The 23,044-nt window shown below is 68.3% G+C and carries 20 protein-coding genes and 1 pseudogene; 12 read left to right on the forward strand and 9 right to left on the reverse strand.

Annotation, left to right across the window (positions count from 1 at the left end):
* Positions 1-44: 44 nt before the first annotated feature.
* Together purF and purM are read left to right on the forward strand one after the other, a co-directional pair.
* A complete protein-coding gene (purF, locus tag AC3B5T_RS11385; protein ID WP_055475242.1) occupies positions 45-1,652 on the forward strand; it encodes an amidophosphoribosyltransferase in 1,608 nt (535 codons plus the stop codon).
* A gap of 96 nt (positions 1,653-1,748) precedes the next feature.
* The gene (gene purM / locus AC3B5T_RS11390) at positions 1,749-2,855 is read left to right on the forward strand and encodes a phosphoribosylformylglycinamidine cyclo-ligase (protein ID WP_014925493.1); all 1,107 of its coding nucleotides are present in this window, start codon (positions 1,749-1,751) and stop codon (positions 2,853-2,855) included.
* Between the two features lie 270 nt (positions 2,856-3,125).
* Here the strand turns inward: purM and AC3B5T_RS11395 are convergent, their stop codons facing one another.
* The 3 genes from AC3B5T_RS11395 to ygfZ form a co-directional block, all read right to left on the reverse strand.
* Positions 3,126-3,305: a DUF3073 domain-containing protein gene (locus AC3B5T_RS11395; RefSeq protein WP_010842099.1), complete on the reverse strand. Its 180-nt coding sequence runs from the start codon at positions 3,303-3,305 to the stop codon at positions 3,126-3,128.
* Positions 3,306-3,399: 94 nt separating this feature from the next.
* Positions 3,400-4,077, reverse strand: coding sequence for an MOSC domain-containing protein (locus AC3B5T_RS11400; RefSeq protein WP_231632659.1), 678 nt, complete (start codon positions 4,075-4,077; stop codon positions 3,400-3,402).
* The gene (gene ygfZ / locus AC3B5T_RS11405) at positions 4,074-5,285 is read right to left on the reverse strand and encodes a CAF17-like 4Fe-4S cluster assembly/insertion protein YgfZ (protein WP_055475240.1); all 1,212 of its coding nucleotides are present in this window, start codon (positions 5,283-5,285) and stop codon (positions 4,074-4,076) included. The genes AC3B5T_RS11400 and ygfZ overlap by 4 nt, the downstream gene beginning before the upstream one ends.
* A gap of 58 nt (positions 5,286-5,343) precedes the next feature.
* On the opposite strand from ygfZ, the gene AC3B5T_RS11410 reads away from it, so the two are divergent.
* From AC3B5T_RS11410 to cydC, 5 genes are all read left to right on the forward strand, one after another.
* A complete protein-coding gene (locus tag AC3B5T_RS11410) occupies positions 5,344-6,213 on the forward strand; it encodes an aminodeoxychorismate lyase (protein WP_055475239.1) in 870 nt (289 codons plus the stop codon).
* Positions 6,214-6,440: 227 nt separating this feature from the next.
* Positions 6,441-8,024: a cytochrome ubiquinol oxidase subunit I gene (locus tag AC3B5T_RS11415; protein WP_014925497.1), complete on the forward strand. Its 1,584-nt coding sequence runs from the start codon at positions 6,441-6,443 to the stop codon at positions 8,022-8,024.
* A 12-nt stretch (positions 8,025-8,036) separates the two neighbouring features.
* The gene (gene cydB, locus AC3B5T_RS11420; protein WP_055475269.1) at positions 8,037-9,119 is read left to right on the forward strand and encodes a cytochrome d ubiquinol oxidase subunit II; all 1,083 of its coding nucleotides are present in this window, start codon (positions 8,037-8,039) and stop codon (positions 9,117-9,119) included.
* A complete protein-coding gene (gene cydD, locus AC3B5T_RS11425) occupies positions 9,116-10,864 on the forward strand; it encodes a thiol reductant ABC exporter subunit CydD (RefSeq protein WP_055475238.1) in 1,749 nt (582 codons plus the stop codon). Before cydB ends, cydD begins: the two co-directional genes overlap by 4 nt.
* Positions 10,854-12,566 carry a thiol reductant ABC exporter subunit CydC gene (cydC, locus tag AC3B5T_RS11430; RefSeq protein WP_055475237.1) on the forward strand — a complete coding sequence of 571 codons (1,713 nt, stop codon included), beginning with the start codon at positions 10,854-10,856 and terminating at the stop codon, positions 12,564-12,566. The genes cydD and cydC overlap by 11 nt, the downstream gene beginning before the upstream one ends.
* 194 nt (positions 12,567-12,760) lie before the next feature.
* On the opposite strand, the gene AC3B5T_RS11435 is transcribed toward cydC, so the two are convergent.
* The 3 genes from AC3B5T_RS11435 to AC3B5T_RS11445 all read right to left on the reverse strand — a co-directional run bounded on the left by AC3B5T_RS11435 (position 12,761) and on the right by AC3B5T_RS11445 (position 15,388).
* A complete protein-coding gene (locus tag AC3B5T_RS11435; RefSeq protein WP_055475236.1) occupies positions 12,761-14,260 on the reverse strand; it encodes an aldehyde dehydrogenase in 1,500 nt (499 codons plus the stop codon).
* Positions 14,261-14,389: 129 nt separating this feature from the next.
* Positions 14,390-15,025 carry an LON peptidase substrate-binding domain-containing protein gene (locus AC3B5T_RS11440; RefSeq protein ID WP_055475235.1) on the reverse strand — a complete coding sequence of 212 codons (636 nt, stop codon included), beginning with the start codon at positions 15,023-15,025 and terminating at the stop codon, positions 14,390-14,392.
* A gap of 54 nt (positions 15,026-15,079) precedes the next feature.
* Entirely contained in the window at positions 15,080-15,388 is a 309-nt protein-coding gene (locus AC3B5T_RS11445; protein ID WP_035717146.1) for an antibiotic biosynthesis monooxygenase family protein, read from the reverse strand.
* A 111-nt stretch (positions 15,389-15,499) separates the two neighbouring features.
* Here AC3B5T_RS11445 and AC3B5T_RS11450 point away from each other — a divergent pair, with 111 nt between their 5' ends.
* The gene (locus AC3B5T_RS11450) at positions 15,500-16,330 is read left to right on the forward strand and encodes an alpha/beta fold hydrolase (RefSeq protein WP_055475268.1); all 831 of its coding nucleotides are present in this window, start codon (positions 15,500-15,502) and stop codon (positions 16,328-16,330) included.
* A gap of 69 nt (positions 16,331-16,399) precedes the next feature.
* On the opposite strand, the gene AC3B5T_RS11455 is transcribed toward AC3B5T_RS11450, so the two are convergent.
* The gene (locus AC3B5T_RS11455; protein ID WP_055475234.1) at positions 16,400-17,356 is read right to left on the reverse strand and encodes a hypothetical protein; all 957 of its coding nucleotides are present in this window, start codon (positions 17,354-17,356) and stop codon (positions 16,400-16,402) included.
* Positions 17,357-17,519: 163 nt separating this feature from the next.
* A complete protein-coding gene (locus AC3B5T_RS11460; RefSeq protein WP_055475233.1) occupies positions 17,520-18,416 on the reverse strand; it encodes an HhH-GPD family protein in 897 nt (298 codons plus the stop codon).
* Between AC3B5T_RS11460 and AC3B5T_RS11465 the strand changes: the two genes are divergently transcribed.
* The 3 genes and pseudogenes from AC3B5T_RS11465 (at position 18,415) to AC3B5T_RS11475 (ending at position 21,235) form a co-directional block, all read left to right on the forward strand.
* Positions 18,415-19,065: a carbonic anhydrase gene (locus tag AC3B5T_RS11465; RefSeq protein WP_055475232.1), complete on the forward strand. Its 651-nt coding sequence runs from the start codon at positions 18,415-18,417 to the stop codon at positions 19,063-19,065. The genes AC3B5T_RS11460 and AC3B5T_RS11465 overlap by 2 nt on opposite strands.
* A 133-nt stretch (positions 19,066-19,198) precedes the next feature.
* Positions 19,199-19,968: pseudogene (locus AC3B5T_RS11470) on the forward strand (hypothetical protein).
* A gap of 283 nt (positions 19,969-20,251) precedes the next feature.
* Complete coding sequence (locus tag AC3B5T_RS11475; protein ID WP_083229482.1) at positions 20,252-21,235, forward strand: alpha/beta hydrolase; 984 nt, start codon at positions 20,252-20,254, stop codon at positions 21,233-21,235.
* A 53-nt stretch (positions 21,236-21,288) separates the two neighbouring features.
* Here the strand turns inward: AC3B5T_RS11475 and disA are convergent, their stop codons facing one another.
* Positions 21,289-22,374 carry a DNA integrity scanning diadenylate cyclase DisA gene (gene disA / locus AC3B5T_RS11480; RefSeq protein WP_055475230.1) on the reverse strand — a complete coding sequence of 362 codons (1,086 nt, stop codon included), beginning with the start codon at positions 22,372-22,374 and terminating at the stop codon, positions 21,289-21,291.
* A 106-nt stretch (positions 22,375-22,480) separates the two neighbouring features.
* Here disA and AC3B5T_RS11485 point away from each other — a divergent pair, with 106 nt between their 5' ends.
* Positions 22,481-23,029 carry a PaaI family thioesterase gene (locus AC3B5T_RS11485; RefSeq protein ID WP_055475229.1) on the forward strand — a complete coding sequence of 183 codons (549 nt, stop codon included), beginning with the start codon at positions 22,481-22,483 and terminating at the stop codon, positions 23,027-23,029.
* Positions 23,030-23,044 lie beyond the last annotated feature (15 nt).

Genomic DNA, 23,044 nt, shown 5'->3' on the forward strand with positions numbered 1-23,044 from the left:
CAGCCCACTCGACTGACCGATTCGCAGCCCCAGGGAGCTAGTCGATGCCTGATCATTCGATCGCCAACATGAACCTGCTCGCTCCCACGACGGCGGGCGGATGTTCTGCACGCGGTGCGGGCGCGATCAACCCCGCCCCGCTGGACGAACCCGAGAACGAACCGCGTGAGGAATGCGGTGTCTTCGGCGTCTGGGCGCCCGGTGAGGACGTCGCCAAGCTGAGCTACTACGGGCTCTACGCCCTGCAGCACCGCGGCCAGGAGGCCGCGGGTATCGCGGTCGGTGACGGCAGCCAAGTCGTCGTGTTCAAGGACCTCGGGCTGGTCAGCCAGGTCTTCGACGAGCAGACGCTGGGAGCGATGAGCGGTCACGTGGCGATCGGCCACTGCCGGTACTCCACCACCGGCTCGACCACCTGGGAGAACTCGCAGCCGATCTTCCGCACCACCGACGCCGGCACCGGCGTCGCCCTGGGTCACAACGGCAACCTGGTCAACACCGCCGACCTCGCCGCTCGTGCCCGTGAGCAGGGGATCAAGAGCTCGGCGGCCACCTCGGACTCCGATGTGGTGGGAGCACTGCTCGCGCACGGCGCCGCCGACAGCTCCATCGAGCAGGCCGCCATGGAACTGCTGCCGACCCTCAAGGGCGCCTTCTGCCTGACCTTCATGGACGAGCACACGCTCTACGCCGCGCGCGACCCGCACGGCGTGCGCCCGCTGTCGCTCGGCCGCCTCGATCGCGGCTGGGTGGTCGCGTCGGAGACCGCCGCGCTCGACATCGTCGGCGCGTCGTTCGTCCGCGACATCGAGCCGGGTGAGCTGCTGGCCATCGACGCCGACGGCGTGCGCAGCTCACGGTTCGCCGAGCCGACCCCGAGCGGGTGCGTCTTCGAATACGTCTATCTCGCCCGTCCGGACTCGGTGATCCACGGCCGTTCGGTCCACTCGACCCGCGTCGAGATCGGTCGGCGCCTCGCCAAGGAGCATCCTGCCGAGGGGGACCTGGTGATCCCGGTGCCGGAGTCCGGCGTGCCGGCGGCCGTCGGTTTCGCCCAGGAATCGGGCATCCCGTACGGCCAGGGCCTGATGAAGAACGCCTACGTCGGCCGCACCTTCATCCAGCCGTCGCAGACGATCCGTCAGCTCGGTATCCGTCTCAAACTCAATCCGCTACGCGAGGTCATCCGCGGCAAGCGACTCGTGGTCGTCGACGACTCGATCGTGCGCGGCAACACGCAGCGCGCGCTCATCCGGATGCTGCGTGAGGCCGGGGCGGCCGAGGTGCACGTCCGGATCGCGTCGAGCCCGGTCCGATGGCCCTGCTTCTACGGCATCGACTTCGCCTCACCCGCGGAGCTCATCGCCAACGGCATGGAATCCGAGGAAGGCATGGTCGAGGGCGTGCGCCAGGCCATCGGTGCCGACTCGCTCGGCTACATCAGCATCGACGAGATGATCAATTCGACCGGTCAGAGCGCCTCGTCCCTGTGCGCGGCATGCTTCGACGGCAAGTACCCGATCGAGCTGCCCAAGGAGACCTCGATGGGCAAGGCCGTCCTGGAACAGATGCTGGCCAGTGCCGCCGGCGACCGGGCGGTGGACCCCCTGACCAAGCCGAACGACAACGTCAGCGCGGTCATGCGGCCCTGATTTTGCGTCAACGACCCTCCGGTACCGTATGACCCGTCGGCGAACACGCCGGAAACAACGTTCGACCGAGAATTCTGGAACGGGAGTGCTGCGGAGATGACGGAGCGGGATGCTGCTGCCGACGAGACGGCCGGGAGCGCGACACCGGCCTCGTATGCGGCGGCCGGGGTCGACATCGACGCCGGTGAGCGGGCTGTGGAACTCATCGCACCCCATGCCAAGCGTGCGTCGCGACCGGAGGTTCTCGGCGGAATCGGCGGCTTCTCCGGCCTGTTCGCGCTCAAGGGCAACTACCGGGAGCCGGTCCTCGCCGCGGCGAGCGACGGCGTCGGCACCAAACTGGCCGTGGCGCAGGCCATCGACAAACACGACACCGTCGGTCGCGATCTCGTCGCCATGTGCGTCGACGACCTGGTCGTCTGCGGCGCGGAACCCCTTTTCCTGCAGGACTACATCGCGGTGGGCAAGGTCGTCCCCGAGACGGTGGCCCAGATCGTCGCCGGCATCGCCGACGGGTGCGTCGAAGCCGGCTGCGCGCTGCTGGGCGGTGAGACCGCCGAGCACCCCGGTCTGATGCAGGACAACCACTACGACATGTCCGCCACCGCCGTGGGCGTCGTCGAGGCCGACAACGTCCTCACCCCGGATCGCGTGCGCGCCGGCGACGTCGTCATCGGCATGGGGTCGTCGGGGTTGCACTCCAACGGCTACTCGCTCGCCCGCAAGGTGTTGCTCGACTGGGGTCACATGGACCTGTTCGGCCACGTCGAGGAGTTCGGGCGCACCCTGGGCGAGGAGTTGCTCGAGCCGACCCGGATCTACGCCCGGGACTGCCTGGCGCTGATCGCCGAGGCCGATGTCCGTACGTTCGCGCACATCACCGGCGGCGGCCTCGCCGAGAACCTCGCCCGCGTGATCCCGCACGGCCTCGTCGCCGAGCTCGAGCGCAACACCTGGACGCCCGCGCCGATCTTCGCGTTGATCGGGCAGCGTGGCCGGGTCGAACAGCTCGAGATGGAGCGCACCTTCAACATGGGCGTCGGCATGGTCGCGGTCGTGGCGCCGGAGGACACCGACCGGGCGCAGGCCGTGCTGACCGCCCGGCATGTCGACAACTGGGTCCTGGGCACGGTCAAGCGTGCGAGCGACAAATCCGACACAGACGCGCGTGTCAGTCTGCTCGGGGAGCACCCGCGCTTCTAGGATCGGCCGAAACCGCACTCTCGCAACGACAATCGTTCGAGGCGCGGGCACATACAGAACACCGACGCTCGCCGGAGGGGTATCCCTCGGCGAGCGTCGGTGTCTGACGATGTTCGATCACCCTGGACCAACGCATGAGCACGCACCACCCATCCGAAAACGGGTGGTGCGTACAAAATTATGGGCCCGCGTCGCCGCGGGTCCGCTCATGCGGAGAGTGTGTGGGGTGATCCCAGGCGTCGAGAGATCAACGCCCGAAGAGTGTGCGCGTCAAGCGCGTCGCCACTCCTCTTCGTCCACCCAGTCGTCCACCGGATCCGGTCGTTCTACAACCGGATCGCCCTGCCCGGAGAGCTCACGCTGCAAGCTTTCCAAATCGGTGTTCGGAGTGGAGTACTTCAGCTGACGTGCAACCTTCGTCTGCTTTGCCTTTGCCCGGCCGCGGCCCATATGGGACCCCCTCGCACAATGACGGGGCGGCCAAACGATTGGCGGCCCCGTTCTCTTGAAGTAATTCTGTCGTGCGGACCAGTCTAGCGCGCCTCTAGGATTTGTGTTGTCCACCCTGGGTTGCCGCGCCGACGCGTCTTTCCGACTTGTTCACCATCTTGGTCGCCTCACGCCGGACCTTGGCCGGCAGATCGTCTCGCGCGAGCAGGGACCGGATCGCCTCGAGGTCGCCGCCGGCGAGCAGATCGCGTGATCGCACGCCGTGCTCGGGGCGGTGGACGACGCTGATCCGATCGCCCTGCGCCACGCTGCCGTTCCGGACAACCCGCAGGTAGGTGCCGAAATCGGCTTGGTCGAGAAAGCGCTTCATCCATCGCGGCTCACCCGCCCAGACCGCGAAGGTCTTGCAGGGGACGCGGGGGATGGTCACCTCGAGGACCAGACCGTCGGTTCCCACCTCCCACCGTTCGCCGACCACCGCGTCGGTGACCGCCATGCCGTCGATGCGGAGGTTCTCGCCGAACCATCCGTAAGGAAGCTCACGTCCGAGCTCCTCTGCCCACCGGCGCGCCTCGGCGTCTGCGTAGGCGTACACGGCCTGATCGACGCCGCCGTGGTGCCGCTTGTTGCCCACGTGGTCGTCGACGAGGCCGAGCTCGTCGACGACGAGGCGTCCGTGACGGGGGCGCTTGTCGATGGCGGAGCGGCCGATGCCCTCGAGGATCACGTCGTCGCCGGCCGCGCACACGGCCAGCACCACGCCCTCGCTCAACTCTGGTGTCCCGGAACCGCCGAACCGCCGCGGAGGCGTTCCACGGCGGCGCGTCCCGCCTGGATCCGGTCGTCCTCGAGGATCGAGTCCGGGTCGATCCGGGCGCTCACGGCGGTCTCTGCGCCCACGGTCAGCTCGACATCTGTGCCCACGTTGCGTTTGACGAGCGCGAGAGCGATCGGACCCCACTCGTGGTGGTCGACGATCGTGCCCAGGCGGCCGACGGTCCGGCCGCCGGCCGTCACCGGATCGCCGGGCACCGGGCGCTCGTCGCTGCTGCCGTCCAGGTGCAGCAGGACCAGCCGTCGCGGCGACTTGCCGAGGTTGTGGACCCGGGCGACCGTCTCCTGGCCGCGGTAGCAACCCTTGTCGAGGTGGACCGCGCCGAGCTCGTCGGGACCGCCGATCCAGTCGACCTCGTGCGGGATCGTGCGCTCGTCGGTGTCGGCGCCCAGCCGCGGGCGGCGGGCGGCCACGCGGAGCGCCTCGTACGCCCAGCTGCCGGCCATCCGTGCGCCGGCCTCGGTCAGGGCGTCCCACCATCGGGTCAGCAGGTACTCGGGCACGATCAGATCCACGACGGGCAGGTCCCGATCCTCGCCGAACGAGGGCATGCGCCGCCAGAAACCGAGCGGTTCGTCCTCGTGGTGGGTCTCGGGCAGCCCGCCGGCCTGGTAGACGTCGGTGTCCGCGCCGATCTCCAGGAGGTCGGCGACCGGTCCGTCGAGCGCCCCCGGGCCGATGAGCGTCACGACCTTCATGTCGGGTCGCGCCGCCGGCTCGGCCTTGGCCCAGAAGACCATCTTGGTGAGGAAGCCGAGCAGCGGGTCACCGCGGGAACCCTCGGTGTCGATCCAGGTGACACCGTCGATGTCGGTGAGGACGAAATGCTCCTCGACACGGCCGTTGGCGTCGAGGGAGAGGTTCTCGGCGCTCGACCGGTCGGGCAGGGCGGCGATGTGCTGGCTGGTGATCGTGTGCAGCCAGGTCAGGCGTTCGGCGCCGGCGATCTCGATCACGGCTCGGTCAGACCGGTCGACGATGATCACGCCGCTCCGGCCGGCTCGTTCCTCCCCGCCGCCGTAGGCGGCTCGTTGTTCACCGAGCGGATCACCGTAGTGCCACGCGGTGTCGGCGGATTGGAGGTCTCCGGGACCGGGCACCGCCCCGCCCTCGGAATGCCTGGTCAGGATGGGTGAACGGCTCACGTGTCGATTCTACGGGTCGATTCGGCATACGGCCGGGACGCATGGCAGCCTTCTATCCATGGCGGATTCGATCCTTGTCTCGCTCGACGGCACACAGCACGATGCCGACGCTCCCTTCCTCCATGCCGACGATCTGGCCGCGGTCCGCGGCGACGGCATCTTCGAGACCCTTCTCGTACGCGCCGGACGGCCCCGGTGCGTCGAGCTGCATCTCGAGCGCCTGACGCACAGTGCCGCGGCGATGGATCTCGGCGCACCCGATCTCGACGAGTGGCGCGGGGCGATCGAGACCGCGGCGCAGGCGTGGACGGAGAAGCACGGATCGGCCGGCGAGGCTCTCCTCCGGCTGGTCTACAGCCGCGGGCGTGAGCACGGATCGGCGCCGACCGCCTACGTCACCGTCGACGCGGTGCCCGACCGGGTGGCGGCGGCGCGCGCGGAGGGGGTGCGGGTGGTCACCCTCGCCCGCGGCTTCTCGATCGACCTCGCCGCCTCGGCGCCCTGGCAACTGCTCGGCGCCAAGACCCTCAGCTACGCGACGAACATGGCGGCCCTGCGTCACGCCGCCGACGAGGGTTACGACGACGTGATCTTCCTCAGCAGCGAGGGCGTCGTCCTCGAGGGGCCCCGGGCCACGGTCGTGGCCGTCTACGCCGACACCCTGGTGACGCCGCCCACCGAGATCGGGATTCTCGAATCGACCACCGTGCGTGCGGTTTTCGATGTCGCGTCGCGGGAGGGTTGGACGACGAAGACCGACGTGCTGCGGCCTGAGGACCTGGTGGCGGCCGATTCGGTCTGGCTGGTCAGCAGCGTGACCCTCGCGGCCCGGGTGACCCATCTCAACCGGTACGTGATGCCGGTACCGTCCGATGCCGCGAAATTCACCGATCTGGTCGATCGGGCCATCTCGGTGGACGACAATTGACCCCGGTCACTCGCACCTGATCACCCCGCCCGGAACACACACCCCGGGCAATGAGAGGGAAGACACCGCCTCGAGCTGGTCGGCGGGACCTTTGGCGCTTGTCCGGGCCCGGTGACCAGGCGTAACGTCGCGCCTACGACCTACTACTACCGCTGGTAGTAGTAAGTTCCCGGCAGGTTTCGACCTGCCCCCGCAGCCCGGGGGCCGGCAACTCGATTCGAGGCGATATGGACGCTCTGGACGTCTCCAGATGGCAATTCGGGATCACGACCGTCTACCACTTCATCCTGGTCCCGTTGACCATCGGCCTCGCGCCGATGATCGCGGTGATGCAGACGGTGTGGCATGTCACCGGCAACGAGCAGTGGCTGCGCGCCACCAAGTTCTTCGGAAAGCTCTTCCTGATCAACTTCGCGCTCGGCGTCGCGACCGGAATCGTCCAGGAGTTCCAGTTCGGCATGAACTGGAGCGAGTACAGCCGGTTCGTCGCCGATGTCTTCGGTGCGCCGCTGGCCCTGGAGGGCCTCGTCGCCTTCTTCCTCGAATCCACGTTCATCGGACTCTGGATCTTCGGTTGGGACCGGTTGCCGCGCCGCGTGCATCTCGCGTGTATCTGGTTGGCGGCGATCGGCGTCAACGCCTCGGCGTACTTCATCATCGCCGCGAACTCCTGGATGCAGCACCCCGTCGGCGTCGTGTGGGACCCCGAACGCGGGCGGCCCGCGATGAACGACTTCGTCGCCGTGCTGACCAACAACACGACTCTCGCGGCCTTCCCGCACGTGATCGCCGGTGCCTTCCTCACCGCCGGCACCTTCGTCGCGGCCATCGGGATCTGGTGGATGGCCCGGAACTCGTGGCGGGCGAAGAAGATCCGCGAGGCCGCCGAAACCGGTGACGTGGGTGAGATCCCGGACAGCACGTCGCCGAGTCACCTCGACGCGACACCCGAGGACCTCGAGAAGGACGCCCGCGTCCTCTGGCGGCCGGTCACGAGGCTCGCGTTGTGGGTGACCATCGTCTCCGGTGTCGCACTGTTCATCACCGGGGACATCCAGGCGCAGATCATGTTCAAACAGCAGCCGATGAAGATGGCGTCCGCCGAGTCGCTGTGCGAGACCGAGACGGGCCCGGGTTTCTCGGTCCTGTCGATCGGCCGTCAGAACAACTGCGAGAACATCGACCACATCATCGAGATCCCGAAGATGTTGTCGTTCCTCGCGAACCACGATTTCGACTCGACCCTGCAGGGCGTCGAAGAGCTGCAGGAGCAGTACACCGAGGCCTTCGCCGGACAGCCGAACGTGCCGGCGAATCAGAACTTCGCACCCAACCTCTTCGTGACCTACTGGGGCTTCCGGGCGATGATCACCTGGGCGCTCGGTTCGGTGGTCGTGGCCCTGGGCGGCCTGTGGTTCACGCGACGCAAGCGGGTGGTCGAATCCAGACGTTTCGGTTTCATCGCCCTGCTGATGATCCCGACCCCGTTCCTGGCCAACAGTTCCGGCTGGATCTTCACCGAGATGGGGCGCCAGCCATGGGTCGTCGCACCCAACTGGGAGGACGATCTCGATCCACTGCGGATCAGCATGCTGGTGCAGAACGGTGTCTCCAACCACTCGGCGAGCACCGTGCTGGTCACGCTGATCGGATTCACCCTGCTCTACGGCGCCCTGGGTGTCGTGTGGTTCATGTTGCAGCGGCGCTACGTCATCGAGGGTCCGGCCGCGCACGACTCGCGGCCACCAGGCCACACCGACGACGACGAATCCGAATCCGATGAGCCCAAACAGCTCTCGTTCGCGTACTAGAGGAGCGTGATCATGAGTCTCGAAGAAGTCTGGTTCCTGGTCATCGCGTTCCTGTTCGTCGGGTATTTCGTCCTGGAGGGCTTCGATTTCGGCGTGGGCATGCTGATGCCGATCCTCGGATCGAGCCACACCGGTGGCGACGACAAGGTCGCCGCCGACGATCCGGAGGCCGATCCCGACAAACGGCGCCGCGCGCTCCTCAACACCATCGGCCCGGTCTGGGACGGCAACGAGGTCTGGCTCATCACCGCGGGTGCGGCGCTGTTCGCGGCGTTCGGCGGGTGGTACGCCACCATGTTCAGCGCGTTCTACCTACCGCTGTTCCTCATCCTCATCGGTCTCATCGTGCGGGTCTGCGCGATCGAGTGGCGGGGCAAGATCAACAATCCCCGCTGGCGCATGTGGTGCGACATCGGAATCGGGCTGGGGTCGTGGATTCCGGCGATCCTGTGGGGTGTGGCGTTCGCCAACATCGTGCGCGGGCTTCCGATCGACGCCGACGCCCAGTACACCGGTGGGTTCTTCAACCTCCTCAACCCGTACGCCCTTCTCGGCGGTGCGACCACCCTGCTCGCCTTCCTCACCCACGGCGCGGTGTTCATCTCGCTGAAGACCTCCGGTGTGCTGCAGGAGGATTCGGCTCGCTACGCCGCCCGGCTGGCCTGGCCGACACTGATCGTGGCCGCCGTGTTCCTGTTGTGGACCCAGTTCGCGTACGGCAACTCGTGGACGTGGATCCCGGTGCTCATCGCCGCCGTCGCCGCGGTCGGCATGGTGGTGGCGACGCAGATCCGCCGCGAGGGTTACGCATTCATGTTCACCTGCATCGCGATCGCGGGCACGGTCGCCACGCTGTTCGCCGTGCTGTTCCCGAATGCGATTCCGTCGACCCTGAATCCGGAGTGGAACCTCACCATCGAGAACACGGCGTCGAGCGACTACACACTCACGATCATGACGTGGGCGGCGGTGCTCATCACCCCGGTGGTGATGGCCTACCAGGCCTGGACCTACTGGGTGTTCCGCAAGCGGCTGTCGGTCGCGCACATCCCGGACCCGGCCGGACTTCCGTCGCTGCGAATCCCGAGCAAGTGAGTCGCACCGCCCGGCCCCCGCTCGATCCGCGGCTGCTGCGGTATTCGCCGACGACCCGCCGCTACGTCGGGGTCACCGCGGTGTTCGCGGTGGCCGAGGTGATCGCGATCATCGTGGTGGCGGCGATGGTGGCCTCGATCGTCTCCGAGTTGATCGTGTCGCCGGGCGCGCGGTCCTTCGCCGCGCAGGGAGCGCATCTGGCGATTCTGACCGCCGCCCTCGTGGTGCGGGCGGCGATGGCCTACGGGCACGATCGGTACGCACACCGGGCCGCCGAGCGGGCGATCGCCGAGTTGCGCGCCGAGGCGCTCGACGTCCTCACCGATCCGGCCCGCACCTCGCCACGGTCGCTGACCGCGATCCGCGAACATGCGAGCACGGTTCTCCTGCGCGGTCTGGACGCACTGGGGCCGTATCTGTCGGGCTACCTGCCGGCCCTCGTCGCCGCGGTGGTCCTGACGCCGGTCGTCACGGTGGTCATCGCCCTCGCCGACTGGCCCTCGGCGCTCATCATCCTCGTCACGCTGCCGCTCATCCCGCTGTTCATGGTTCTGGTCGGACTGATGACACGCGACCGCACCACGCGCAAGCTGGCGACGATGAGCCGGCTGAGCGCCCAGCTCCTCGACCTCATCGCGGGATTGCCGACCCTGCGGGCGCTGAACCGGGCCGGTGGCCCGGCGGCGCGCGTCGGTGAGCTCGGCGAGGCGTACCGCCGTAGCACGATGAGTTCGCTGCGTGTCGCGTTCCTGTCGGGTGCCGTCCTGGAACTGCTCGCGACGCTCTGCGTGGCGCTGGTGGCAGTGAGTATCGGTCTGCGCCTGGTCTACGGCGAGATGTCGTTGTACGCCGGTGTTTTCGCACTGATCCTCGCGCCGGAGGCGTACTTGCCGCTGCGTCGGGTCGGGATGCAGTTCCACAATTCGACGGACGGCCTCACCGCTGCCGAGCAGGTCTTCGGGCTCATCGCGCCGGCGTCCGCCGGGTCGGGTCCGGCGGTGCCCGCCGCGGGGAGCCGGGGCGTCACGGTCGCCGGAGCGCCGATCACGCTGCTCGACGTCGGGGTCCACGGCCGCGACGGGTGGGCGCCGGAATCCCTTCGCGCGACGGTCGAACCGGGTTCGCTGACGGTGTTCACCGGGCCCAACGGGTCGGGAAAGTCGACGGTGCTTTCGACGATCATGGGCCTGCTCGCTCCTGACGAGGGGTCGGTGCTGATCGGGTCCACCCCGGTCGCCCAGGCCGATCCCGCGGCGCTGCACGAACAGATCGCCTGGCTGCCCCAGCAGCCGGTGATCGTGCCGGGCACGGTCGCCGAGAACCTGGCGCTCTACGGCGCCCTGGACCGCGGCGCCTTCGAATCAGCCTCCGCGGCAACCGGCTTCGCGGATGTGGTGGTCGAGTTGCCCGAACGGCTCGACACGGTGCTGGGAACGGGCGGGGTCGGGCTCTCCGCCGGACAGCGGCAGCGCCTCGCGCTGACCCGCGTCCTCGCCTCACCGGCGCCGCTGCTGCTCCTCGACGAGCCGACCGCCCATCTCGACGAGGCATCCGAACGCGAGGTGTTCGCGACCCTCCGCGATCGCGCCCGCGCCGGGGACACGGTCGTCGTGGTCGCGCATCGGGGTGTCGCCCGCGAGTACGCGGACCGGGCGATCGAGTTCCCGGCGGTCTCGGGCACGGCGGTCTCGGGCACGGCGGGCACAGGCACTGGCACGGTCGCGGAGGTGGATCATGCGCGGTGATCCGCTCTTTCGGGCCCTGGGGTTCCTGGGTCTTCGGGGGCGTCCGACCATCGCCGCGCTCGCCCTCGGCGTCGGCGGTTCGCTGTCGGCGCTCTTCCTCGCCGCGCTGTCTGCCTGGCTGATCACCCGCGCCTGGCAGATGCCGCCGGTGCTGTACCTGTCGGTCGCGATCACCGCGGTCCGGGCGCTGGGTATCTCGCGCGGTGTGTTCCGCTATCTGGAACGGCTGGCGACCCACGATCTCGCTCTGCAGGCCATGGCCACCGCGCGGCAACGGGTGTACACGGCGTTGGCGTCGGGCGCACCGGGTTATTCGGTCACGCTGCGGCGGAGTGAACTGCTGAACCGGACCGGTGACGACGTCGACGAGATCGGGAACGCCCTCATCCGCGGCCTCATCCCGATCGGCATCGGTGCCACGACATCGCTTGCGGCAGTGGTGGTGATGGCGCTGGTCTCGGTGCCCGCGGCCGTGGTGCTCGCACTCGCGCTGGCCGTCAGCGGCGGTGTGGCGCCGTGGCTGGCCGCACGCGGTGGTGCCCGGTCGATCCGCGACGGCGCGCAGGCCGCGTCCGAGGCCACGGAGGCCGCCACGACGGCGCTGTGGCACGCGCCTGAACTCGTCGTCGCACGCAGACGCCATCACGCGCTGGCAGCGGCCGCAGCGGCGGATCGCCGCCATCTCGACGCCACGGACCGGGGTATCCGGTGGCAGGCATCCGCCGCGGCGGCGACTCCGCTGGCATTGGGTGCGTCGCTGATCGCGGCATGCGTCATCGCCGTCGAATTGGCCTCGGCGACCTCGGGTTCGCTCGCCGGGGTGAGTTCGGGGGCTGGACTGACGCCGATGATCCTCGGTGTGCTCGTCCTGCTGCCGCTGTCGGCCTTCGAATCCACCGCGCCGCTCACCGAGGCCGGGCTGCAGATCGAGCGGAGCCGACAGAGTGCGGCCCGGCTCATGGCGCTGGTGGACGGGGCGCACGCCGACGGAACAGTCGATGTAACCGACGCCGAGGTGTATCGGTCTCCGGTGCGCCTGAGGACCACGGGCTTGCGCTGGGGACACCGGGATCGGGAGGTCCTCGGTCCCGCGGCGGGCGTGGATCTCGACCTGCGACCTGGTTCGCGTCTGGTGGTCACCGGCCCGAGCGGGGCGGGGAAGTCGACGCTGCTCCTCACCCTCGCCGGGTTGTTGCCGCCGATGGCCGGGGACGTCGAGGCGGTCGACGTCGGCGACGGTTCGATCGTCGGGTTACGTTCGGCGGGATGCTATTTCGCCGAGGAGGCGCACATCTTCTCGACGTCGGTCCGCGAGAACCTGCGCGTCGCCCGCGGTGACATCACCGACGAGGAGATCGACACCGCGCTGGCGGCCGCCGGGCTGCAGCGCTGGGCCGCAGCACTTCCCGACGGTCTGGACACCGTCCTCACCGGTGGGGCCGATGCGATGAGCGGCGGGCAGCGGCGGCGACTGCTGCTCGCCCGCGCACTGCTGCATCCCGCGCCGGTCGTCCTGCTCGACGAACCGACCGAGCATCTCGACGAGGCGGACTCCGACGAGCTGTTGCGGCGCCTCCTGGGGATCGAGCGGGACCTGTTCGGGCCCGACCGCATCGTCGTCGTGGTGACGCACCAGCCACCGGCCGATACCGGTGCGGTGGAGGTCCTCGAATTGGCGGGCCGGCCCCTTTCTGCTCCCTGAGGTGCGAGCGAAGCGAGCCACGAAGGGCTCCGCAGCGTGCCTCACCAGGCCCTTCGTGGCTCGTCGCTATCGCTCCTCGCACCTCAGGGAGCAATAGTCAGCGGCTCTCTGCCTGTGGGCGGGCACGAAACAAGAACCGGGGCCGGACGTACACGTCGTCCGGCCCCGGTTCCCCCCTGTGAGAGGCGGGAGGGCTAACCCGTGGACACCTCGTATCCCATCGGCAGCATCGTCGACTTGTGCTCGAGGAAGGACTCGAGACCTTCTCGGCCGTTCTCACGGCCGATGCCCGAGTTCTTGTAACCGCCGAACGGTGACTCGGGATCGATGGCGTACCAATTGATCCCGAAGGTGCCGGTGCGGATCTTGGTGGAGATCTCGATGCCGCGCTCGACGTCGTTCGTCCACACCGTGCCGGCGAGTCCGTAGCTCGAGTCGTTGGCGATGGCGATGGCCTCGTCGACGTCGTCGTAGGCGATGACCGACAGCACGGGACCGAAGATCTCCTCCTGCGCGATGGCCATGTCGTTGGTGACGCCGGTGAAGATCGTGGGGGTGAGGAAGTAGCCGGAGTCGAGTCCCTCGGGACGCTCGCTTTCGAGAACCGCGGTGGCACCGGCCTTCTTGCCGAGTTCGACGTACTCCTCGACCTTGTTCCGCTGGTTCTCGGTGATCAGCGGTCCGAGCTGGGCCTCCGGATCGGAGGGCAGCCCGACCTTCATCGCCTTCGCGGCCTCGACCATCGCGGCCACGATCTCGTCCTGTCGGCTGCGCGGCACCAGAATTCGCGTCTGCGCGACGCATGCCTGGCCCGTGTTGAACAGGCCGAGGAACGTCAGCATGAAAGCGTTCGCGGCGAGGTCGACGTCGTCGAGGACGATGGCGGCCGACTTGCCGCCCAGCTCGAGCGAACACCGCTTGAGGGTCTGGGCGCAGGCGGCGCCGATCGCCTTGCCGGCCGCGGTCGAACCGGTGAAGGTGATCTTGTCGACGTCGGGATGCGCGACGAGCGCCTGCCCGGTCTCGGTGCCACCGGTGACCACCGAGATCGCCTCGGCGGGAACGCCCGCCTCGATGAACAGCTGCGCGACGTAGTTGCCGGTCATGGGGGTCTCGGGTGCGGGTTTGAGCACCACCGAGCAGCCTGCGGCCAGCGCGGCACCCATCTTGTTGCAGGTGATGAACAGCGGGACGTTCCAGGCACAGATCGCGCCGACGACGCCCACCGGTTCGCGGGTGATCCTGGTGGTGCCGAACAGGCCGGTGCGGTATTCCTCCCACTGGTAGTCACGGGCCGCGTTGGCGTAGGCGCGCAGGACACCGGTGCCGGGGAGCTGTTGGAGGGTGCTGATCGCGCTCGGCGGCGCGCCCATCTCGGCGGATACGAGCGCGGTGATCTCGTCGCCCCGCTCGTCGATCAGATCAGCGACCTTCGCGATGATGTCGGCGCGCTGTGCGGGCGGCGTCGAACTCCAGACCCCGGAGTCGAAGGCCGCGCGCGCCGCGCGGACCGCGGCGTCGACGTCGGTGGCATCGGCGAGCGGTACCGAACCGACGCGCTCACCGGTGGCGGGGGAGTGGACCTCGAGGGTCTCGGTGGAATGGGGATCGGCCCATCGGCCGCCGATGAGCAACTGGGGTTGATCGCCCCCGCCGATGAGGGTGGCGGGTTGGGACTCCACGGTCTCGGTCATTACGCGTGTGCTCCTCAGAGGACGGGGCCCTGCCCGGGCGTGGGCGGTCGACAGCCGCCGACGGACAGGTGTGAACTACGGCACACGCAATACTAGAACACGTTCTAACTCTGATGCCAGGGGTGGTCGTCAGGAACTCCCGAAGGCCACCCGGGCCTCCATCCCCTGCATCACGTCGTGGAGGATCTCGATCTGATCGGTCGGGTCCTCGGCCTCGAGGAGTCGTTGCTGGTCATGCGGTTGTCCCGCCGTCTGCGCCGCCCACCGGTGGATGGGCGAGAGGTCCGCGGCCCGGGGATCGGAGTCGATGAGGGCGAAGGCGGCGATGATCGGCTCGGGATCCTCGCCGGCGGCGCGGAACTTCCGCCGGATGAGCTCGCGGTGTCGTTCGGCGAGGTCGCGCAGACGGGCCAGATCGGAGCGGCTCGGGGTCCGCTCGGGCAACACCGTGATGCGGGCGCGCGGATATGGATCGTCGGGCAGCCATTCCTCGACCCGGAACCGGCGTCGGCCGATCGCGGTCAGCGTCGCGCGGCCGTCCGGTAGCCGGGCGGTGATCTCGGCGTGCGCCAGCGTGCCGACGCGGCAGCGTGACTCGCCGCCGCCGACCTCCGAACCGCGCTCGATCAGCACCACGCCGAATCGGACCGTGGGTGGATCGGTCGAGGTGTCGACATGGTCGTCGAGCATCTGCCGATAGCGCGGTTCGAAGATGCGCAGCGGTAGTTCCGCGCTCGGCACCAGGGCGGTGCCGAGCGGGAACATCGGCGCGACGAGCGACGCGCCCGCCGCCGGTTCAGGGGTCAGGGCGTGCTCGTCTCAGGACTTGGGCCGCGCGTCGAGCACGACCTCGAACTCGAGCAGATCGGCACCCGAGGCGACCGGCTTGGCGCGCTCACCGGAGTGCGCCTCGCGGGCCGGACCCGCCGACCAGGCCTGGAAGTCCTCTTCGGACTCCCACTCGGTGACGACGAAGTAGCGGTCGTCGCCCTTGACCGGACGCAGCAGCTGGAATCCGAGGAACCCCTTGGACCCGTCGACCGAGTGGGCGCGATTGGCGAACCGCTTCTCCAGTTCGGGGCCCGCGCCCTCGGGGACGGAGATGGCATTGATCTTCACAACAGACATGCGTCCACCATAGGCGCTGTGCGGGGGCGGTCGTCTGGGGAACGACGACACGGTGGTCGGGCCCCGTGCCGGTCGTCGGTGGCACTGCGGTTCTGCGACTACAGTTCTGGCATGTTCGACGGTGAGGTTCCGCAGGAGACCGGACTTCGCGACCACGGTGGTCCCGAAGTCGCGGACGAAGCGAACGGATCGTCGGCCACAGTCGAGCGCGCGGCGCCGCCCATCGTGTTGCTGCACGGCCTGATGGGCCGCGGACGGACATGGCGCCGCCAGGTCCCGTGGCTGCGCCGGTACGGCCGGGTGTTCACCTACGACGCCGCGTTCCACACCGGCGCCGACGCCGAACAACCCTGCGACGACGGCGAACTCGCGACGGAGCGGTTCGTCGCCGACCTCGCCGAGGTCCTCACCTGGATCGACCGCGGGCCTGCGGTCCTCATCGGGCATTCGATGGGAGCCCTACACGCCTGGTGCGCGGCGGCGGAGTACCCCGAACTCGTCGCAGCGCTGGTCGTCGAGGACATGGCCCCCGACTTCCGCGGCCGGACCACCACGAGCTGGACCCCGTGGTTCGAGTCCTGGCCGGACCGATTCGCCTCCGAGGCCGAAGCCGTCGAGATGTTCGGGCCGGTGGCCGGCCGCTACTTCTTCGAGGCCTTCGACGACGGCCGGTTACACGGTCGGATTCCGTTGTGGGCCGCGATCGCCGAGGAATGGGGCCGACGCGATTTCTGGACGCAATGGCGTTCGGTCGGCGTGCCGGCGCTGCTGATCGAGGCCGAGCACGGGGTCACCCCGCCGGGGCAGATGCGGACGATGTGCGCGGTCAACGACCACGCCCGGCATCTCCGCGTGCCGGATGCCGGACATCTGATCCACGACGACGCGCCACATGTGTATCGCGGTGCGGTGGAGGCATTCCTGTCCGGCCTCGACCGCTGAGACCGCCGCGCAACGTAATTCGGGGCGTACACGACGAATCGTGTACGCCCCGAGGAGGAACGGGTGGCGTCAGGCGGGGTCGGCCGGCGCGATGGGCGCGCCGTTGAGCCGACGCCAGCAGTGCACGAAAAACAGCTGGGCGACGGGAGCTGCAACGATCAGGCCGATTCCGCACAGTAGGGCGCCGACCAGGGTGATTGCGTAAGTCACCAACCACGTGAGTAGAGAGTCGCCGAATCTGGACTTCACCAACTCGAACGATGCCTTCAGTGCCTCGACAGGCGATAGCCCCTTGTCGATTGTGGCAACGATCGAGAAGATCAAGAAGAACGCGGCGATGATGCCGGGGAGCACGCACAGGAACGTACCGATGGCTGTGATGATCCCGACCAGAATCGCGGTGCCGATCACTGGTCCGAATCGAATCGGGGTCAGGAAAGATGCCGCGGATACAGGTTCGCCGTTAGCGACACGGACCGCTCCGGAGATGATGCTCGCCTGCAAGTACAGAATGCCGATGTAGAAGACCACGGCGATAAGCGCCATTAGGATGTAAGTACCGATTCCAGGCCCGCCGGACTGGATATACCCGTTCTCGTCTATAACGAGGTCGTCACTGCTGGCGAATAAAACGGTGTAGAAGACCCCGAGGAACACCGCGTAAAGCAGGAACATCGCGAGGCCCGGCAGGATCATCGCGCCGACGTTGTTCTTGAATTTGCCGAAGGCCCACGAGAACGCGGTGCCCACGTCGATCTTGCCCGAATCTCCCGGCGCGCCGTAGGGATCCGGGGCTCCGGGATAGGCCCCGGCGTCACCGTACTGCGGCCCGCCCGGAGGCGGCGGAGGCGGGGCCTGGCCGTACTGCGGCTGCGGCGGCGGCTGCTGGCCGTACGGCGGTTGCTGGGGAGGCTGCTGCCCGTACTGCGGCGGCTGCTGCCCGTATTGGGGCGGCTGCTGCCCGGGGAAGCCGCCCGGTTGCTGCGGGTCCGGCGGCGGGACAGGGGGATACGGCGGCTGACTCATGGATCGGGACATTAGCAACGATCCGGGCGTGGTGGGAGACTATCTCCGAACGATCAAACGACTGGTCAATGAACCCGGCACGGATTATGAGGTCTGTCGGCACCGGCTCGAGCGGAGTTCCGGTACAGCCGTCTCGGAGCCGTTCGGCGGAGTCCCGGCGGAGCTATGCCTCGCCGGCGAGGCAGTAGCGTCCGCTTGCGGTGATCTCCACGAGCCCGTCGACGAGCAGCGAATCCAGGGCCCGGTCGCGCTGGGCGGTGTCGGAGGTCCACACGACGTCGAGTGCGGCGCGGTCGACGGCGCCGCTCGTGTTGCGCAGGACATCGAGGAGCAGCCCGCGCACCTGACGGTCGGTGCCGGCGAACTTCTGCACCCGGCGCGGCGGTCCGGAGTGCGTCGGCCGGCCGAGGCCGACCCAGGTGCAACCGTCGACGAGAGGGCACATGTCGCACTTGGGGTTTCGAGCCGTGCAGACGAGCGCGCCGAGTTCCATCAGCGCCGCCGAGAAGCGTGGTGCCGACGCGGCGTAGGTGCCGTCGACGGACCGGGGGAGCAGCGCCTGCGCGTCGGCGAGATCCCGCCGCGACGGATTCGCCGGTTGTTCGCGCCCGTGAACCGCGCGGACGATGACCCGCCGGACGTTGGTGTCGACCACCGGCACGGCCTGTCCATAGGCGAAGCACGCGACCGCCCGTGCGGTGTAGTCCCCGATACCGGGCAGTCCCAGCATGGTCTCGACATCCTCGGGAACCCGATCGCCGTGGTCGGCGGCAAGCACCTTGGCGCACTCGTGAAGGCGGAGCGCGCGTCGGGGGTAGCCGAGCTTGCCCCACGCCCGCAGGACCTCCCCGGCCGGTTCGACCGCCATCGCCGAGGGGGCCGGCCACCGCCGGACCCACTCCCGCCAGGGTTCGACCACCCGGGACACCGGCGTCTGCTGCAACATGATCTCGCTGATGAGGATCTGCCAGCCGCTACACGACGGGTCACGCCACGGAAGATCCCGTTCATGCATATCGAACCAACCGAGCAGATGGCCCGATGGCACACTATTGGGCATGACCGCAACGACACCACGGCAGGCCTGGCGCATCCTGCGCGACGGCAACAACCGATTTGTGACAGGTGAATCTCAGCATCCCAGCCAGGGTATCGAGGACCGGGCGCGACTCGCCGGGGGCCAGCATCCGCACGTCGCGCTCTTCGGTTGCGCCGACTCGCGGCTGGCGGCCGAGATCATCTTCGACCAGGGCCTCGGCGACATGTTCGTCGTCCGCACGGCCGGTCAGGTCATCGACTCGGCAGTCCTCGGTTCGCTCGAGTACGCCGTCGAGGTGTTGCAGGTGCCGCTCATCGTGATCCTCGGGCACGACAGCTGCGGCGCGGTGAAGGCCACCCTCGACGCGCTCGACGACAACCAGATCCCCGGCGGTTACATCCGGGACGTCGTGGAACGGGTCACCCCCAGCATCCTCGCCGGCCGTAGCGAGGGCCTGACACGAGTCGACGAGTTCGAGGCCCGCCATGTGGTGGAGACCGGGCAGCTGCTCATGCAGCGCAGCCGGATCATCGCCGATCGGATCAGTACCGGCCGCCTGGCGATCGTCGGCCTGACCTACCAGCTCAGCGAGGGGCAGGTGAACGTCCAGGGCGTGTACGGGGACATCGGTGAACGCCCGGCGCCCACCGCGGTGGCCGAGTCTGCCTGACGTCGTATTCGTCTCCGCATGCGGTGGACCTGAAGGCGAACTCTAGACTTTGCCTGCTCGGGACCGCTTTCCCGCTGCGACACGCCGCACGTGATGAACCAGAAGTCAAGACCCGGCCGTTAGCGTTGTGGTCGTGATCGAACCCCAGGGCCCGCTGCCACCCGAGATCTACTGGCGACGCCGCGTCGTCGCCGCGGGTGGTGCGCTGGTCGTGGTCGGTCTGGTCGTAGCACTGATCGTGTGGATGACGTCGGGAAGCGGGGATCCGCAGAACACCGCAGCCACCGCGAGCGTGTCGTCGAGCTCATCGGCGTCGTCGACGACATCCGCGCCGCCCGCGTCGGAACCGCAGGCGGGTGGCGCCTCCGGTGAACCGGATGCGGGGGCGGCGCCGGCGGCGGGGCGGGTGCTCCGGCGGGGCCGCCCGCGGGGTCCGCGACCCCGGTCGAATCGACAAGTCCAGCAGGCGTTCCCGGAGCGGCCGGCGGGCCGGCCCTGTGCCCGGATCAGGCGATCTCGGTGGTCCTCTACACCGACAAGCCCACCTACACGATCGGACAGAACCCGGTGTTCACCATCGTGACCACCAACGCGGGACTGTCCGAGTGCACCCGCGACGTCGGCAAGGCCGTGCAGAACGTCATCGTCCGCACCCTGGACGGCACCCGGACGCTGTGGTCGGCGCGCGACTGCTCGCCGCTGAACACCGTCAACAACGTGGTGCTCAAGCCTGCGCAGCAGGTCAAGGACACGATCACCTGGTCGGGCACCACCAGCAGCCCCGGTTGCGAGCGCCCGCGGACCCAGGTGCCCGCCGGCTCCTACTCCGCCATCGGCAAGATCGGCGAACGCGAATCGTTCCCGATCACGTTCAACATGGTCGCCCCGGCCCAACAGCCCTGAGCGACGGTCACGTTCGCCGGGCCAGGCGACTAGTCGTAGCGCTCGATGCTGGTCTCGGCCAGGCGGGTACCGCGAACTATTCGTTCGCTAGGTAAAGTACCGACTCGTTGAGTATCAATGATGAGATCTCCTACCTCGGTCTCGTCTGGCGGGGAGGTCTCTCATCCGAGTCGGATTCAAGGCGTTCATGCGTCGCTGTGTGGTTGCCGCGGGCGTTGCGGTGACGTGCGCATCATCAGCGCTGGTGTGGGGCAGCGGGCCCGCAGTGGCATCCGACCCGGAGATGCTCAGGGCTGACGCGGGTTGCGTCTGGAGAACGCCGGCCGAGCGCGCTCAGAACCTACAGACTTGTACCTTCGACTCGACTGCGCTCGGGCGAGAGGCCACGGTCCAGATCCGAGCCGCAGACACACGAGAGCGCCAGGCAGGGCGCGGAATCTACTTCCTGGACGGATTGGGGTCGAATCCGGAGTTCAGTACGTGGACAGCGGAGCCTGAAACCGTCGCTGCCTACGATTCCGTCAACACTCTCGTCTTTCCGGCCGGTGGTGCAGGTGAGTGGATGACAGACTGGGAGAAAGCGCCCACCGGTCAGTCGATTCCGCCGCAATGGAGCTCGTTCATCGGGGTCGAACTGCCGAAGTATCTGCAGCGGAACTTCGATGTGCCGAGATCGGGCAACGGCATCGTCGGGGTATCGATGTCCGCGGGTCCGGCGATCGTCCTTGCGCTGGACCATCCAACGGTGTTCAAAGTGGCCCGTTCCTACTCCGGCTACTATCCGACTGACAACCCGCTCGGGTGGTTGGGAATACCTGCCATCCAGCGTGAGCGTGCCGACATCGAGAACGGACGCACCGCGATGTGGGGAGACCCTGAGGCGCCGGGTAACCGCTGGGCACAGAACGACGTCCTGTCCCGTATCGGCGAAGTCGCGCGAACTCGCCAGACCGTGATTGTTTCCTCCGGGAACGGAATTCCGACCAGCAATGAACTCCGCGAAGCCAACCAGGTCCTTCAGGAACGATTGGCTGCTGATCCCGGATCGGGTCCGAAGCTCGTGCAGCAGGCGGCAACCGCGCTAGCTCTGGGAGTTGCGCTGGAGTCTGGCGCTATGTTCTCGACGGTGGCCCTCCAGGCCGTATCGACACGTCTCGGACTGCCGATCTCGTTCAACTATCGGAACGGCGGACACAACTGGTATGCGTGGTCGGCGGACGCGAACGATGACGCGCAGATGATCGAACGAGCACTGCTGTCCAACTAGCGGCCTCGCGGCCGTTGCCGTGATCGAGGTACCAGTCGCCCGAATACGCGCGATCAGTCGTAGCGCTCGATGCTGGTCTCGGCCAGGCGGGACAGTCCCTCACGGATGTGGCGGGCCCAGATGCTGCCGATACCCTCGACCGCCTGCAGATCGGCCGACGAGCTCGCGAGCAGCGCCTGTAGGGTCCCGAAGCTGCGCACGAGCCGGTCCACGTGGGCGAACTGCAGCCGCGAGATCCGGGCGAGCAGACGGTAACCGCGGGGACTCATCGCCGTGTCCTGGGCCTCGATCGTCGTCGGGTACCCGAAGGCCCCGGCGAGCAGGGTGAGGTCGAGAAGGTCTGCGTCGCTGAGGTTCTCGACGACCTCGAGCGCCTGGCGGACATCCTCGGCGGTCGCCGGCTCGGGGCTGGCGTAGTAGTCGCGGACGAGCAGTTCGCGCATGGTGTCGTTGTCGCTGATCAGCTCCTCGAGCTGCAGGCTGACCTGCCGGCCGTTCACACCGAGTTCGAGGACGTACTCCTCGATCTCGGCCGACACACGACGGACCATCTCCATGCGCTGGGCGGTCGACATCGCGTCGCGCAGCAGCACGTAGTCCTCGATCTCCGCGCGCGACAGCGCCGAGATCACCTCGTCGAGCCGGGCCTTGTACCGCTCGAGGGTGGCCAGCGCGACGTTGGCGCGGGACAGGATCGGGTCCGGGCTCTCGACGACCCGGCGGGCGCCGTCGACGTAGACGCTCACGATCGACATCGACGCGCTCACCGAGATCACCGGATGCCCGGTCTGGATGGCGGTCCGCTCCGCCGCGCGGTGACGGGTGCCCGACTCCTCGGTCGGGATGGAGGGATCGGGGACCAGCTGGACGTTGGCCCGCACGATGCGCTTGCCGTCGGTGGAGAGCACGACTGCGCCGTCCATCTTGGCGAGCTCGCGCAGTCGCGTCGGCGCGAACTCCACGTCGAGGTGGAAACCGCCGTCGCAGATCTTCTCGACGTCGGAGTCGTGCCCCAGCACGATGAGGGCGCCGGTGCCGCCTCGCAGGATGCGTTCGAGGCCGTCACGAAGCGGCGTGCCGGGCGCGACGCGCGCCACCGTGTCGCGCGTCAGCTCGGATCTGACCACCTCGGCAACCATGACTTCCCTCCAGTGACCCGTCCGTCCCCGCGGGGACGGCGCCCACCCGCGCCGGGCCGGATGCCAGCGACATCGGCCGTTCTGATGGTGACTAGGGTACCGGGGTGTGAAGAGCAGCAGTTTCGTGGTGCCCGACGACCTGGACGAGGTGGAACGCCACCCGAAGGCGGCGAAGCCGGGCGAACCCGTCCGCATGCACAACCCGACCTGCTACGGCTGCGGACCGGACTCCCCGCAGGGCCTGCATCTGGTGGTGCATGCGGGTGAGGGGTTCACCGTCGACGCGTCGATGGAGGTCGAGACCCGGATGGAGGGCGGCCCCGGCGTCATCCACGGCGGCATCCTGAGCACCGCGTTCGACGAGGTGATGGGCACGATCCCGCTCCTGATCGGGCCCTCCGGGGTGACGGTGCATCTCGAGGTGGATTACATCCGGCCCATCCCGGTGGGCTCGACGCTGCAGTTCACCGGCACCTTGCTGGGCCGACAGCGCCGCAAAATCTTCACCGAGGCGGTCGCCCACATCGGTAATCCGGACGAGCCGGTGGCCAGCGCACACGCGATCTTCGTGACGATCGATGTGCGGAAGCACTTCGCCGCCCATGTCGAGAAGAGCGCCCGGGCGGAGGAGTACAAACGCCGGATGTACCCCTAGGCGTAGCGGCCAGGG

It is taken from the genome of Gordonia sp. G4, assembly GCF_057770005.1.